This window comes from Pseudomonas sp. VS40, assembly GCF_018587885.1.
In the GTDB taxonomy this organism is placed as follows: domain Bacteria; phylum Pseudomonadota; class Gammaproteobacteria; order Pseudomonadales; family Pseudomonadaceae; genus Aquipseudomonas; species Aquipseudomonas pergaminensis.
In genome coordinates this window covers 49592-62569 of record NZ_JAGYWD010000005.1, presented here as the reverse complement: position 1 = coordinate 62569, position 12978 = coordinate 49592, and the positions used below count along the sequence as shown (strand labels likewise).

The 12978-nt window shown below is 63.8% G+C and carries 16 protein-coding genes; 2 read left to right on the top strand and 14 right to left on the bottom strand.

The window, feature by feature from the left end; translation table 11 throughout:
- Positions 1 to 316 precede the first annotated feature (316 nt).
- Genes KHP07_RS16145 through KHP07_RS16115 form a run of 7 tightly spaced genes read right to left on the bottom strand, consistent with a single transcriptional unit; the run spans position 317 to position 4868 of the window.
- Complete coding sequence (locus KHP07_RS16145) at positions 317 to 1639, bottom strand: FliI/YscN family ATPase (RefSeq protein WP_214497499.1); 1323 nt, start codon at positions 1637 to 1639, stop codon at positions 317 to 319.
- A complete protein-coding gene (locus KHP07_RS16140; protein ID WP_078047850.1) occupies positions 1636 to 2220 on the bottom strand; it encodes a FliH/SctL family protein in 585 nt (194 codons plus the stop codon). Before KHP07_RS16140 ends, KHP07_RS16145 begins: the two co-directional genes overlap by 4 nt.
- Positions 2217 to 2831 (bottom strand): type III secretion protein, encoded by a 615-nt coding sequence (locus KHP07_RS16135; protein ID WP_100491068.1) that lies wholly within the window; start codon positions 2829 to 2831, stop codon positions 2217 to 2219. The genes KHP07_RS16140 and KHP07_RS16135 overlap by 4 nt, the downstream gene beginning before the upstream one ends.
- Complete coding sequence (sctJ, locus tag KHP07_RS16130) at positions 2828 to 3610, bottom strand: type III secretion system inner membrane ring lipoprotein SctJ (protein ID WP_078047848.1); 783 nt, start codon at positions 3608 to 3610, stop codon at positions 2828 to 2830. Before sctJ ends, KHP07_RS16135 begins: the two co-directional genes overlap by 4 nt.
- A 4-nt stretch (positions 3611 to 3614) precedes the next feature.
- The gene (locus tag KHP07_RS16125) at positions 3615 to 4049 is read right to left on the bottom strand and encodes a hypothetical protein (protein ID WP_214497498.1); all 435 of its coding nucleotides are present in this window, start codon (positions 4047 to 4049) and stop codon (positions 3615 to 3617) included.
- A gap of 9 nt (positions 4050 to 4058) precedes the next feature.
- Positions 4059 to 4292 carry a hypothetical protein gene (locus KHP07_RS16120; RefSeq protein ID WP_078047846.1) on the bottom strand — a complete coding sequence of 78 codons (234 nt, stop codon included), beginning with the start codon at positions 4290 to 4292 and terminating at the stop codon, positions 4059 to 4061.
- A gap of 12 nt (positions 4293 to 4304) precedes the next feature.
- Positions 4305 to 4868: a type III secretion protein gene (locus KHP07_RS16115; RefSeq protein WP_214497696.1), complete on the bottom strand. Its 564-nt coding sequence runs from the start codon at positions 4866 to 4868 to the stop codon at positions 4305 to 4307.
- 48 nt (positions 4869 to 4916) lie between these two features.
- Between KHP07_RS16115 and KHP07_RS16110 the strand changes: the two genes are divergently transcribed.
- Complete coding sequence (locus tag KHP07_RS16110) at positions 4917 to 5681, top strand: tetratricopeptide repeat protein (protein ID WP_214497497.1); 765 nt, start codon at positions 4917 to 4919, stop codon at positions 5679 to 5681.
- 524 nt (positions 5682 to 6205) lie between these two features.
- Here the strand turns inward: KHP07_RS16110 and KHP07_RS16105 are convergent.
- From KHP07_RS16105 to KHP07_RS16075, 7 genes are all read right to left on the bottom strand, one after another.
- A complete protein-coding gene (locus tag KHP07_RS16105) occupies positions 6206 to 6586 on the bottom strand; it encodes a hypothetical protein (protein ID WP_078047844.1) in 381 nt (126 codons plus the stop codon).
- A 14-nt stretch (positions 6587 to 6600) separates the two neighbouring features.
- Positions 6601 to 7881, bottom strand: a complete 1281-nt coding sequence (locus KHP07_RS16100) for a type II and III secretion system protein family protein (RefSeq protein ID WP_214497496.1) — start codon at positions 7879 to 7881, stop codon at positions 6601 to 6603.
- Positions 7878 to 10013, bottom strand: a complete 2136-nt coding sequence (sctV, locus tag KHP07_RS16095) for a type III secretion system export apparatus subunit SctV (RefSeq protein WP_214497495.1) — start codon at positions 10011 to 10013, stop codon at positions 7878 to 7880. The genes KHP07_RS16100 and sctV overlap by 4 nt, the downstream gene beginning before the upstream one ends.
- Entirely contained in the window at positions 10010 to 10345 is a 336-nt protein-coding gene (locus KHP07_RS16090; protein ID WP_099493872.1) for a tetratricopeptide repeat protein, read from the bottom strand. Before KHP07_RS16090 ends, sctV begins: the two co-directional genes overlap by 4 nt.
- Complete coding sequence (locus KHP07_RS16085; protein ID WP_214497494.1) at positions 10345 to 10701, bottom strand: hypothetical protein; 357 nt, start codon at positions 10699 to 10701, stop codon at positions 10345 to 10347. Before KHP07_RS16085 ends, KHP07_RS16090 begins: the two co-directional genes overlap by 1 nt.
- An 8-nt stretch (positions 10702 to 10709) precedes the next feature.
- Positions 10710 to 11594, bottom strand: coding sequence for a SctD/MshK family protein (locus KHP07_RS16080; protein ID WP_214497493.1), 885 nt, complete (start codon positions 11592 to 11594; stop codon positions 10710 to 10712).
- 103 nt (positions 11595 to 11697) lie between these two features.
- Positions 11698 to 11859 (bottom strand): hypothetical protein, encoded by a 162-nt coding sequence (locus KHP07_RS16075; RefSeq protein WP_016969018.1) that lies wholly within the window; start codon positions 11857 to 11859, stop codon positions 11698 to 11700.
- A gap of 605 nt (positions 11860 to 12464) precedes the next feature.
- On the opposite strand from KHP07_RS16075, the gene KHP07_RS16070 reads away from it, so the two are divergent.
- Complete coding sequence (locus KHP07_RS16070) at positions 12465 to 12926, top strand: winged helix-turn-helix domain-containing protein (RefSeq protein WP_214497695.1); 462 nt, start codon at positions 12465 to 12467, stop codon at positions 12924 to 12926.
- The last annotated feature ends 52 nt before the right edge of the window (positions 12927 to 12978 follow it).

Here is a 12978-nt window from a genome sequence, read left to right as displayed (position 1 = left end):
GGCCGAACGCAGGCTTGAATCCGTGGGTAACCCGGCAGGACGCCGGGTTAGCCGCCCCGCGCCATGGATGGCGCGTGGCGGCGGCCCACGGATTCAAGCCGGAGTGAGGGCATGCCGAGCCTAAGCGAGGCACCGAGTGGTGGGGCGAGGACCTTTTGGTTACTTTTGGCTGGGCCGGCATCCCGGTCCTTCCAAAAGTGACCCGCTGTAAGAGCGGAACCATAAGTCGCCGTTACCGCAGCAATGGATATGTACACCCATAGACCGCCATCGCCGGCAAGCCAGCTCCTACAAACACCAGCATATGCATCCAACTTCATGCCAACACCTGCCGCATGCGGATCAGGGTCTGCTCCAGGCTGCTCGGTTCATCAGCGTTCTGACGCAAGAAGGCTTCGATGGCCGCGTGACGGTTGATCGCTTCGTCCGCCAGCGGGTCGCTGCCAGCGGAGTATTCGCCCACCCGAATCAGCATCTCGATCTCGCCATACCGCGCCATCAACTCACGAATCCGCATGGCCAAACGCTTATGCTCCTCACCCGCCACCTGCTCCATCAACCGGCTACGACTGCGCAACACATCCACCGCCGGAAAGTAATTACGCTGAGCCAGCTCGGCACTCAACGCGATATGCCCATCAAGAATCGAACGAGCCTCCTCCGCCACCGGATCACTGGCCGCATCGCCCTCGGTGAGCACCGTGTACAACGCGGTAATACTCCCGGTCGGCCCCGGCCCCGCACGCTCCAGCAGACGCGGCAAAGCCGAGAAAAACGACGGCGGATAACCCCGCCGAGTCGGCGGCTCACCCACAGCCAGGCCGATCTCACGCTGCGCACGGGCAAAGCGAGTCAGGCTGTCCATCAACAGCAACACAGTACGACCCTGGTCACGGTGGTATTCAGCCAGAGTGGTAGCGACAAACGCCGCACGTACCCGCTCGGCCGCCGGACGATCCGACGTCGCGACCACCGCCACCGTGCGCGCACGGGCCTGGGCATCCAGTTGCACATCGAGCAGTTCGCGCACCTCCCTGCCCCGCTCGCCAATCAGCCCGATCACGATCACATCCGCTTCGCTGTTGCGAATGATGCTGGCCAACAACGACGACTTGCCCACGCCGGGCTCACCAAAAATCCCCATGCGCTGGCCCTGGGCCAAGGTCAACAAGCCATCGATGGAGCGAATGCCCAGGGCCATCGAGCGCACGATCAGTTGCCGGGAAAACGGTGCCGGCGGTTCGGCATGCAGCGGGTAATGCTGCAAGGCCACGGTCGGTGGAAGGCCGTCGCTATCGAGGAAATCTCCCATGGGGCTGATCACCCGCCCCAACTGCGCATCACCGACCGCCACGCCCAGGGTCTCGCCGGTGGCGGTGATCTGGGTGCGCGTGGACAGCCCCTCCATGGAGCCAATGGGCGACAGGATCGCCTCGTCACCATCAAAACCGATCACCTCGGCACTCAGGCTGCGTGCGCTGCCGGGGTCGCGCAGTTGGCACAATTCGCCAATGCTCGCGCCCGCCACACTGGCCCGCAGCAGCACACCACGAATGCTCAGCACCGTGCCGTGCATGGGCCGCAGACGCGCCTGGGCCAGGCGTGCGCTGAGTCGAGGCAGCAACTGCTCAAGGTTCATGCCACGCCCTCTTCGGCGAAAGGCAACAAGCTGCGACGCAGGTTGTGCAATTGGGCTTCAAGGCCCAACTCCACGGAACCGGCCGGGCTGTTCAGGCGTGCTTGGCCGGCGTGCAACTGTTCATCGGCGTCCACCGCAATCGCCAGCCCTTCCAGCGTGAGGCGCTGGCGCAATGCATCGACTTCCGCCGGCGGCACCCACAGGGTCAGGGCCTGGTCCTGGCGAAACGCACTCAAGGCCTGGCGGGTACTGCGCACCACGCGATCGGCGTTATCCAGTTCGCCCAGCACTTCGCGCACGATGCCCAGGGCCAGGTCGGCCAGGGACCCTTCCAGGCTGCTCAAGTAGTGCTGCACCTGGGACTGGGTCTGCAGCAGCAACTGCGCCACCTGCTCGGCGCCTTCCTGCCGAGCACTTTCAAAGCCCTCGGCGCGGGCGCTGCTCAGCCATTGCTCGCTGTCGGTCTTAATCTGTTCGGCCTGTGCCTTGGCCGCTTGCAGGAAGGCAAAACCGTCGCTCCACAACGCGGCTTCTTCGGCGCGCAGGATGCGGGCAGTGGGACGACTCGGCAATTCACTCATGGCGTAATCTCCTCGGCCAGCAGGCACGCGGCAGCGGCCTGGACGATCTCCAGGTCGCGGGGCACCCTGGCGCCGTCACCCTGGGGAAAGGCAAACCGCAAACGCAACCAGCCCTGCCAGTCGGCATGTTGGGCGTGCAACCACGCGGCGACACAGCCCTGGCCGTCGCGGTCAATGGCCTCGACCAATTCAGCGGGATCACGCAGCAGATCCGCCGCGCCGCCCAGTTGGCGCAAGGCCAGGGCGGCCACGAAGACTTCGGCGCCGAGGCCTTCGCGCAGCTCATTGACCACCTCGCGACGGATCTCCCGGCTCAGGGTCGAGGCATGCCAGATCGCCCCGCACTGCCTCGGCAAGCGGGCGAACTGCGCCGGCGACAGCAGCAACACCGGCAAGTCCGCCGCCACAGGTGGGATCAATTGATCCATGGGCGCCAATTGGTAATGGCTGACCAGCAGCTGTTCCAGGCGCTGGCGAAAGCGCGGCTGGCCCTGCATCGCCTGCAGCACCGCTTCCGGCAACTCATCGGCAAAACACCCGCCCAGGCTGGCCCCACGCACGAACTGCAAGGGCTCGGCCACCAGCCCCTGCCAACGCTCGAACAAACTCATTCACCCTCCTTGAGCACATACAGCGCCTGGGACTGGCGGCGCACCCATTGCTGGCGGGCCAGCACGCCCAGCGCACCGAGTGCGATCAGGAGCAGCGCACCGAACATCAAGCGTGCCTGTGGCAGGTTATCTTCCAGCAGCCACAGGCCCAGGAAGCGCGCCAGCCGTGGTTGCGCCGGGTTTTGGCTGATGGCGACAGCGGCCTTGATCGCGGTCACGGAGACACCGTCGTAGCTGAGCCCGGAAATGCCGTTGGCCACCAGGGTCTTGATCTGTGGGATCAGCGTGTTGATGTCGGTGCCCGGGTCGTAACGCACCAGCACCGAGGCCGACGACGGCGAGATCACGCGCTTGAGCAAGTCGTTGTCCGGCAGCACCACGTGCACACGGGCGGCAACGATGCCGTCGATCTGCGACACCGAGTGGGACAGTTCTTCGCTCAACGCATAGATCATCTGCGCCCGCTCCTGCACGGGGGACGACACCAGGCCATTGCCCTTGAACACCTCGCCCATGTTGGAAAAACTCTGCTGCGGCAGGCCGGCGTTATCAAGCAGGGTCATGGCTTCGGCAAAGCGCGATTCGTCGACCACCACCTTGAGCTGGCCATTGTCCTGGGCCTTGCGTTCCGCCGGGATGCCACCGCGCAGCAGCACCGCGACCATCGCGTTGGCGTCACGCTCGCTGAGGTTGGTGTAGAGGTCGGTGTTGCACGCTTGCAGCAGGCTGGCGAGCAGGCCGATCAGCAACAGGCGCAGGGCGCGGTTTGGGCTTGGCATACGGTTATTGACCCTTGAGCAAGGTGTTGGCGGACCCGGAAATCTGCGTCGCGCCGCGCACCACCATCTGGGTTTCGATGGAGTAGTCGAACATCTTGCCCAGGGAGTGGACGATCTGGTCGACCTGTTGCTCGCCGACTTTTTTCCCCGGCTCTGCCGATGGCGAGGCACTGGCTGTGCGGATCTCTGCCTGGGCTGGCGGCGGTGCCGACGGGTTGTTGGTGAGCAGGTCGGCGCGCTCGGAAAAAGCCCGTGTGCGATCGATGAAACTGTTCATCCGCTCCATCAGGCCCGAGCCGATCTGGTGCGGGCTGGCGCCTTCGGGCATGCCCTTGGCGGTGTTGGCCATGTGCTCGAACAGGTTCTGCGAGGCCTCAGCGGGCCCCGCGCCGGCAGACGGCGGCAACGCCGAAGCGCCGGCGGCGAGACTGATAGTCATAGGGGCTTCCTATTCTTCGTCGTCATCGGACATGGCGTCGTTCAGCAGTTCCTGCATCTTGGGCATGATGATGAACTGGCCGCCGTAGGTGACCGCCTGGGTGATGAACGAATCGGTGAGCTCGGCGTCGGTCGGCTCGGCAGGTTTGTCGGCGGCCTTGGCGTTATCCACCGCAGCATTGAACTTGGCTTCAGGGCTGGCGCCACCAGGGGCGAGATTGCTGTCTACGGCCGTTACGGACATGGTGCTGCTCCTTTACTGGGTTGGGGTTTCGGTACTGACTTGGGCGCCACGGAACACCCGCACGCCCCGCTCGCGCGCCACCGGGGCGGCCACGGCCTTGGGGTGCAGGTGGTCGACATGCTGTTGCACCAGCGCCAGGTACGGCGGTGGTCCGGACACGAACACTTCGTCGCCCTCGGGGCCGTTGCGCATGGACAACTGCTGGCCGAACACATCGAGGGTGTTGAGGTAGGCCTGCAACTGGTCCAGGTCCAGGGCGCTGGCCTTGAACAGCTTGGTGCTGATTTCATCGCTGGCGTTGAGGTACAGCAGGTTGCCGTCGAAGTACCAGGTGAGGCCGTTGGTGCTGCACAGGGCCTGCAGGAACTCCCCGGCGGTGGCCGCGCGAAGGGTGCTGCGGGCCTTGCCGCGGACCTTGTCGGAGAGCACCAGCGGCACCTCGAGGTTGTGGCCGAATTCTTCCAGGGCGCTGCGTACATCCTGGTCGACCAGCACGTAGGCGTACGGCTGGGAGAACCACGCGGGCTCTTCGGCGGCGCGGGCGAAACTGCTGCTGAACAGGCATAGGACAGCCAGCAAAAATATGCTTACATGGCGTCCGCCTTCGCCAGACGAGTTGTGACGATGCCCAAGAATTTCCTGCTCGCCAGTACCCTGTTGCTGGCTGCCTGCTCCAGCAAGCCCGCGACCGATTCCGACAAGTCCTTGCAACTGGCCGATGACCTGAGCAAACGCGGCGACTATGCCAGTGCGGCGGCGCTGTTTGAGCGTGCGGCGCAGCAACCTGGCGCCGGTATCGAGCTGTGGCTCAAGCTCGGCCAGGCCAGGCTCGACGCCAAGGACGCGGCGGGCGCCGAGCGTGCCTACCAGCAGGCCCTGGGTTTCGACGCGCGCAATGCCGACGCCCTGCTCGGCCTGGGTACCGCGCAATTGCAGTTGGGCAAGACCCAGCGTGCGGTCACCGCCCTTGGCCAGGCCGCCGAGATCAGCCACTTGCCGGTTGCCTACACCCGCCTGGGTGTCGCGCAGATCCTCAATGGCCAGGCCGGTGCAGCGCAAAGCGCGTTCGCCAAGAGCCTGAGCCTCAAGCCCGACGACCTCGACAACCGTTGCAACCTGGCCCTGGCGTATGCGCTGGGTAGGCAGTCGCAACAGGCGTTGGACACCATCGCCCCGGTCACCCAATCGCCCCGCGCCTTGCCTCGGCATCAACGCAATGTGCTGTTGGTGATGGTGCTGGCCGGTCATGAGCAGCGGGTTGCCACACTGCCGCTGGATGACATTCCGGCTGCCGAGCGTGAGCGGTTGGTGGCGGAAGCGAAACGCATCAAAGCCATCAGCGACCCGGTGGCGCAAGCAAAAGAGCTGGGGTTGGTAGCCCCCAACTGACACAACACAAGACTGCTTTTGATCTGGTTTTTGATCTGCTTTTGATTTCAAGCGCCCCATAAAACCACGCTGGCCGAAGTGAGGGCATGCCGAGCCTAGGCGAGGTGCAGAGTGGTGGGGCGAGGACCTTTTGGTTACTTTTGGCTGGGCCGGCTTCCGGTCCTTCCAAAAGTGACCCACTGTAAGAGCGGGACCATAAGCGGCCGTTACCGCGGCAATGGATACGTACTCCAACCCAAAATCTCTAGCGCCAGACACAAAGCTTTCGCGAGCAAGCCCGCTCCCACATTTTGAACGTGGGGTGTCAGGTAGATTTGGGTTGGATGGGGGGCCGCCATCGCAGGCAAGCCAGCTCCCACAGTTGGGATGTGGGGTGTCAGGTAGATTTGGGTTGGCTGGGAGGCCGCCATCGCAGGCAAGCCAGCTCCCACAGTTGGGATGTGGGGTGTCAGGTAGATTTGGGTTGGCTGGGAGGCCGCTATCGCGGGCAAGCCAGTTCCTGCATGGGATCAGCGTACAAGCGGTCATTGTTGGCCCCCCGCTGCGCCAGCCTTGGCTTCTTGTTGGTCTTTGCGGCGCTGTAGCTGTTCGCGGTCGAAGCCTTCGATGTAGACCTGGGCGGCGCGGCCTACGGGGGCGGCCATGGCCGGGCCGGTCGGGCGGCCTTGGGTCAGGTCCTGCTTGCGCTCGACCATCTGCATCAGGTTCAAGTTATTCGCGCACCCCAACGCCAGGGTCGGCTTGAAGTCTTCGCCCAGGCCGATGGTGTCGGTGGCCGGCGGTTGCTGACACTGGGTCGGCAGGCCATCCGCGCGGTATTCGGACGAGTAATAAGTCGGCGCCAAATGGGTCTGGCAACCCATCAGTGCCAGGGGCAACAGTATCAACACTCGCAAAGCAGTCATGGCAGGCCCCCTGATCAATTCATGTAGAAACCGAACGCCCCGCCGCTGCGCGGTCCGGTGGCCGCTGCGGTAGCCGGTTGTGCGTCCAGGGGCGTGGCGAGGGTGCGACCGCGTACCGGCTCAACCAGATAGGGCGTGATAAGGATCACCAACTCGGTTTCATTGCGCTGGAAGCGCTTGGAGCGGAACAGGTTGCCGAGGATCGGCAGGTCCCCCAGCAGCGGCAGTTTCTCGATGTCCTGGCTGCTTTCGCGCTGGAACAGGCCGGCGATGGCGAAGGTCTGCCCACTGCCGACTTCCACCCGCGTGTCGGCGCGGCGCACGCTGAAGGACGGCACATGGAAGTTGCCGAAATCCACGGTGCCACCGCTGACCACACTGCTGACTTCCGGGCGTACTTGCAGGGCGATGCGACCGTTGGGCAGCAGGGTCGGATTGAACAGCAGCGACACGCCGAACGACTTGTATTCGATGCCCACCAGGTCACGGTTGACCGGCACCGGGATCGCCACTTCGCCACCCGCGAGGAAGCTGGCGGTCTGGCCGGTCATGGCGGTGATATTCGGCTCGGCGAGAATCTGCAGCACGCCATTGGCCTGCAAGGCGTCGAGCATGCCGTCGATATTCACATTGCCCGAGCCGGCGCCCGCCGCCGCCAAGCCCCCCGCCGACGCCGCTGCCAATGGGCCACCGGTGATCAGGCCGAACGAGAAGGTGCCGTTATTGAACATCGCGTTCCAGTTCACGCCGTAGTGCAGCAACTCCGAGCGGGACACTTCGGCAAACCGCACCCGCAGATTTACCTGGGCAGCCCCCGCGTACTCGGCGGTGTTGATCGCGCTCTGGAAGCCTTGGCCCTGTGGGTTGAGCAACGCGTTAAGGTCCGTCGCTTCCGCCACCGAACCCAGCGTGCCCTTGGCGATCAAGCGGTTGCCGGCACCGCTGACCTGCGCGCCATTGCCGGGGTGCAGGGCCTGCATGGGGGCGGTCACCGCCTGGCTGCCACTGCTGACGGCCAGGGTCAGGCTCGCCAGTTGCTTGCCGTCGCTGCCGAGGGCGATCAGGCTGGTATTGCCCGGTGCCTTGCCGAAGATATAGATCGTGCCGGGTGACACCACTTGCAGGTCGGCCACATTCGGCTCGGCCACCAGCACCGAATCCACGGGCGCGACAAAGTGCAGAATGCGCCCCTCCCCCGAGGACAGGGCGATCGAGCCACCGGCGCCGGCAGCGATTTCCTGAGCCTGGCTCACACACGCAACAACACTCAGCAACAGCACGCAAAAACGCATCATGAGGCAGACGCCAGGGCAGTGACGGAAGCCGCGGCAGGCGCGCGGCGGTTGGAAATCTCGGTGAGGCTGATGGTCACCAGCGCTTGCAGGTTGTACTCAGTGGCCAGCTCGCGGAACGACAGCACCGCCAGCTCCAACTCACCGCGCAAGACCAGGCGACGCAGGCTGCGGCGCAGTTCCGGGTGCACCAGCAACACCGCGCTGTTGACCTCGCGGGTGTTTTCGCAGGCCTGGCGCAGCTGGGCGAGCAAGGCGCGGCTGACTTCTTCGGGGATCAGGTCGCGCTGCGGTTCCTGGCGACGCAGGGAACCGCGCAACTGGTCTTCCAGACCCGGCGCCAGCACCAGTGCGCCGATCACCCGATTGCGGTCGGCGTACTGATGGCTGATCTGCCGCGCCAACGCCGCGCGCAAGTGTTCGGCCAGGCGCCCGGCGTCGGTTTCGCGGGCGCCCCACTCCACCATGGCTTCGAGCAAGGCGCGCTGGTTGCGGATCGACACCCCTTCGCTGACCAGCAAGCGCAGGGTTTCAGCCACCCGCTGCAGCGGCACCAGCCGCAGGGCTTCCTTGACCAGTTCGCTGTACGTGGCCTCGGTGCGCTCCAGTAACAGGCGGGTTTCCTGGATGCCGAGGAAGTCGGCGGCGTAGCGGCGCAGGCTGCGTTCCAACACACCGCGCAGGACTTCGTCGGGCAGCAGGAAACCGATGCCGGCGTTGCGCAACGTGTCTTCATGCTGACGCTCGATCCAGTGGGCGCTGCGGCCATTGAGCGGTGAATCGGCCTGTACCGTGGTGATGTCGAGCAACTGCACGTGCACGGGGTCGTCCTGCAACAGCAGGCAGTTGATCGGCAATTCGCCTTCGCTCACCGGCACGCCTTCCAGGGACACGCGAAAACTGCCTGGGCTGGCCTTGGCTTCCATGTAGATGCCCGGCACCGGCATGTCCACGCCGAGGTCGGTGCGCAGGTCGTGGCACAACGCTTCGACGCGCTGGCGCAGCAACTGGCGCGGCGCGCTCTGGGACACGCCGCTGCCGAGGGTCAGCACTACGCGGGTATCAGGCGGCAGGTTGTCGTCCAGCTCGGCGTGCACCTCGACCGCTGGCTCCGGTGCCTCGACCAGCACCTCACCTTCATCAGTCCCACGGTTATGCCGGCGATACATCATGAATGCCGCGCCGCCAAACACCAGGGACAAGCCGAGGAACACCCAGGTCGGAAAACCCGGCAACAGGCTCACGCCAATCATGATCAACGCGGTCAAGCCCAGCGCGCGGTAGCTGGCGCCCAGTTGCTTGATGATTTCGCTGCCCAGGTCCCCGGCTTCGCCGTCGCTGTTGACGCGGGTGACCACGGTGCCCGCCGCCACGGAAATCAGCAGCGCCGGAATCTGGGCGATCAGGCCGTCACCCACGGTCAGCAACGAGTAGGTGTGCACCGCCACGCCGAATGGCATGTCGCGCTCGATCATGCCGATCAGCATGCCGCCGAGCAGGTTGACGGCCAGGATCACCAAACCGGCGATGGCGTCGCCTTTGACAAACTTCATCGCGCCGTCCATCGCGCCGAACATCTGGCTTTCACGCTCCAGGCGCGAGCGGCGGCGGCGTGCTTCGGGCTGGTCGATATCGCCGTTGCGCAGGTCGTTGTCGATGCTCATCTGCTTGCCGGGCATTGCGTCCAGGGTGAAGCGCGCGGCCACTTCCGCCACACGTTCGGCGCCCTTGGTGATGACCACGAACTGCGCCACGGTGATGATCAGGAACACCACCATGCCCACCACCACTTGGCCGGCGATCACGAAGTCGCCGAAGGCCTTGACGATATGGCCGGCGTCGCCATGCAGCAGGATCAAGCGCGTGGTGGTGATCGACAGGGACAGGCGAAATAGCGTGCTGAGCAGGATCAGCGGCGGCAACGCGGAAAACTCCACGGAATGGCCGATGTAGAACGCGACGATCAGGATCAGGATGCTCAGGGCAATGTTGAGGCCGATCAGCGCATCCACCAGGTAGGTAGGCAGTGGGATGATCATCATCACAATCGCCATCAGCATAAAGGCGACGATGATCACGTCAGTGCGCTGTGCAGCCAGGCGCGCCAGGTTGTTCAGGCGGTTGAGTGCACTCATGCGCCGGCCCTGCGTGCGGCCAGGTAGCGCTTGAAGCATTGGCGCGCTTCGTCCTTGCGTTCGCCGTACCACAGGGCACGGGCGCGTAGCAGCATCAGGCTGGCGGACTCGCCTTCGAGCGCCACCAAGCGGTCCAGGGCGCCAAGGGCGCGGACCGGGTCGCCGCTGTCGGTGAAGGCCAGCACCAGCGAGCGCAGCAGCACGCCGTCGTTAGGCGCGACGTTGACGGCGATCAGCAACATCACCAGGGCGCGCTGGGACTGGCCGTTGCGCCGGTACAGTTCGCCAATGCCCTTGAGCAGTTGCACGGCGTCGTCGTTATCGCGGGCCATCAGGCGTGTACCTCCGAGCGTTGCTGTGCGAGGGTGCGGCGCATCTCGATTTCTTCGCTGATCAGTTCGACGGCCAACGCCTTGATAGGGGGCTCGGCGTCCAGGCTTGGCAGGATGTGTTCCATCACGTGCTCCAGCAGTTCCAGGGAACGGGCACTGCCGAACAGCAGCGAGTCGACGCCGGCGGCGCTGGTGAGTGCTTCCAGATCGCTGCGCAGGGAGCGGCGGGTTTGGGTCTTGCGGGTCTTGAGCACCGCTTCGAACGCGGTGGCCTGACGCGAGTTGACCGGGCGCACGGCTTCGACTGGCGCGCTGCGTACGTCACTGGGGATGAGCGGGCGGGGTTCGACTTTCATGCGTGAGCTCATAGGGTGAAGGTGAAGCGCTCCGCGCCACGGGCGAGGATGACTTGGTTGTTTTCGATGCGCTCCAGCACCCAGTTGTCTGCCAGCGCCGCGCCGGGGTACAGGCGCTTGCCGCTGTCGTTGATCACGTAGGGGTGGGGGCCGAACCATACGGCTTGGAAGCGCACCCGCGGGGCGGCTGCATCGGCGCGCACGGCGACGCGCGGGTTGAGCACGATCTGCTGGCCGTAACGCTGGTCGAAGGCTTGCTGCAAGGCCAGCCACTGCGGTTTTTGCGACTGTTCGAAGGTGCCGGTGGCGCTGAGTTGGCCGTTGCTGTTGCTGACCTTCACGGTGTCCAGGTGGGCGGCTTGCAGTTGCTGTTCCAACCAGGCCTTGGCTTGCTCGCGGGAGGCTTTTTTCACTGGCGCAACCTCGACGGCGGCGGTTGCGGGCAGCAGTGGCGCTTCGCTACGCACTGCCAGCGCACCGGCACAGATAAACAGCAGGACGAACGCGACAACCCAGGGGGTCAATTTGCGTGGCGCGTCCGACGGTTTTTCAGCACCGCCAGGCAAGGCCAGGCTCACACCCGCCGTGCCGATACGCAGCTGCAGTGGCAACCGCGCGCGATGGCCGCTGCCGTGGGGGATTCGCACATTGCCGGCGATCAGTACGTCGCCGCCCAACGCTTCGACGGCCACCTGGCCGCCCTCAAAACGCAGGCGCAAATGCAGGCCGGCAATGCCGGGATCGCTGAGCACCAAATCAGCCGCCAGGTCGGCGCCGATGGTGTAGACAGGCTGGTCGAGCACCAGGGAACTGCCCTGATGCAAACCGCCGGTCACCGTCAGGGTCGGTGCGCCAGTAGCGGCGACCGGGCCCAGGGAAATCAGGGCTGTCATAGTCGGGTTTGCCCCCTTGAGCCTGTGCAACGGGGTCAAGAATCAGGATAAAAACGGGACTTGGGAGGTAAACGGGCAGCGCCGGCGCCGCCCGTTTGGCGAATCAGTTCTGCGGACGCTGTTTGGTGGCGTCGAGCTCCGCTTTTTTCGCGGTGCTGATTTCGGTGATCTTGGCCGACTTCTCGATAGCCATGTTGAAGGTCGCTTCCATCTTCGCGATAGCGTCGTCGGCGCCGCCTGCTTTTACTGGTGGGACATCAGCCATGTTCATCTCCTTGCATCGATAGGGAAGTTATTTCAGTTGCGCAACAGCACGCTGAAAGTATGCAAACCGGTGAATGCCCAAAACGTCAGACAGTGAGCCTTCGAACCGCCGTTGGTTTGCATGGGATCCATACTACTCACGATCAAAACGCCTTCGCTGTGAAAGCTTGTGAAACGTCTCACGCAGGCGCTGTGAAAGGTTTGGCTCAACCTGGCGTTGAGAAAAACTCATCGCCGGCGAGGCATGGAACTTTCATTAAAAAATAAAAACACGCTACAGGCCGCTGTTTACGGGCACTTACACGCCCTCACCCGAACAGAAGTGAACAACAAGAGGCAATAAATACGACCGGCAAAGCAAGGCGTGGCGTTTATTTTCGCGACGACTTCACATTTTTCGCTAATAGCCTTTTGCCAAACTTTATAGATATTTCGATTTGTAACAGAAGCGACTTAATCATCGCGTTTGATAACTCGTCCCAAGCAGCCTACTTGCTTGGCGAATAACTTTCCCCCGCGCCTGTTAGTGCAACTGCACTAATAACCAAAGGACTCGTGTGCAGGCGGGCTTACTCTGAAAAAACTTCCAGGTGATCTATGACCGACATGAATTATTCATCCAGAACTCTCCTCGAAGACGACGGTTGCACAGAGATTCACTTCGGCCCTTATCGACTGCTGCCCAAGCGCCATCAACTGCTCAAGCATGGTCAGCCGGTGAACCTGGGCAACCGCGCCCTGACCCTGCTGATCGCCCTCGCCTCACGGCCCGGCGAACTGCTGCAGAAAACCGAACTGCTCGACATCGCCTGGCCTAAGCTGGTGGTGGAGGAATGCAACCTGCGCACGCAGATAAAAACACTGCGCCGCACCCTGGGCGACGATGAGTCGTTCTATATCGCCACGGCGCCGGGGTTGGGTTATCGCTTTGTCGCGCCGACCTGGTTCGAACGCACGCCAAAGGCGCTGGTGAAAGAACCGGTGGTGTTGGGCGTGTATGCCTGCCGCCATTGCCGCGGCGCCGGGAGGGTGCCGCTGTTTGCACAGATCGGTATACAGAACAGATGATGGCCTGATCTTCGGCCCCGATCTCAAACCCTGTCGATGGGCGGTGGCGGCG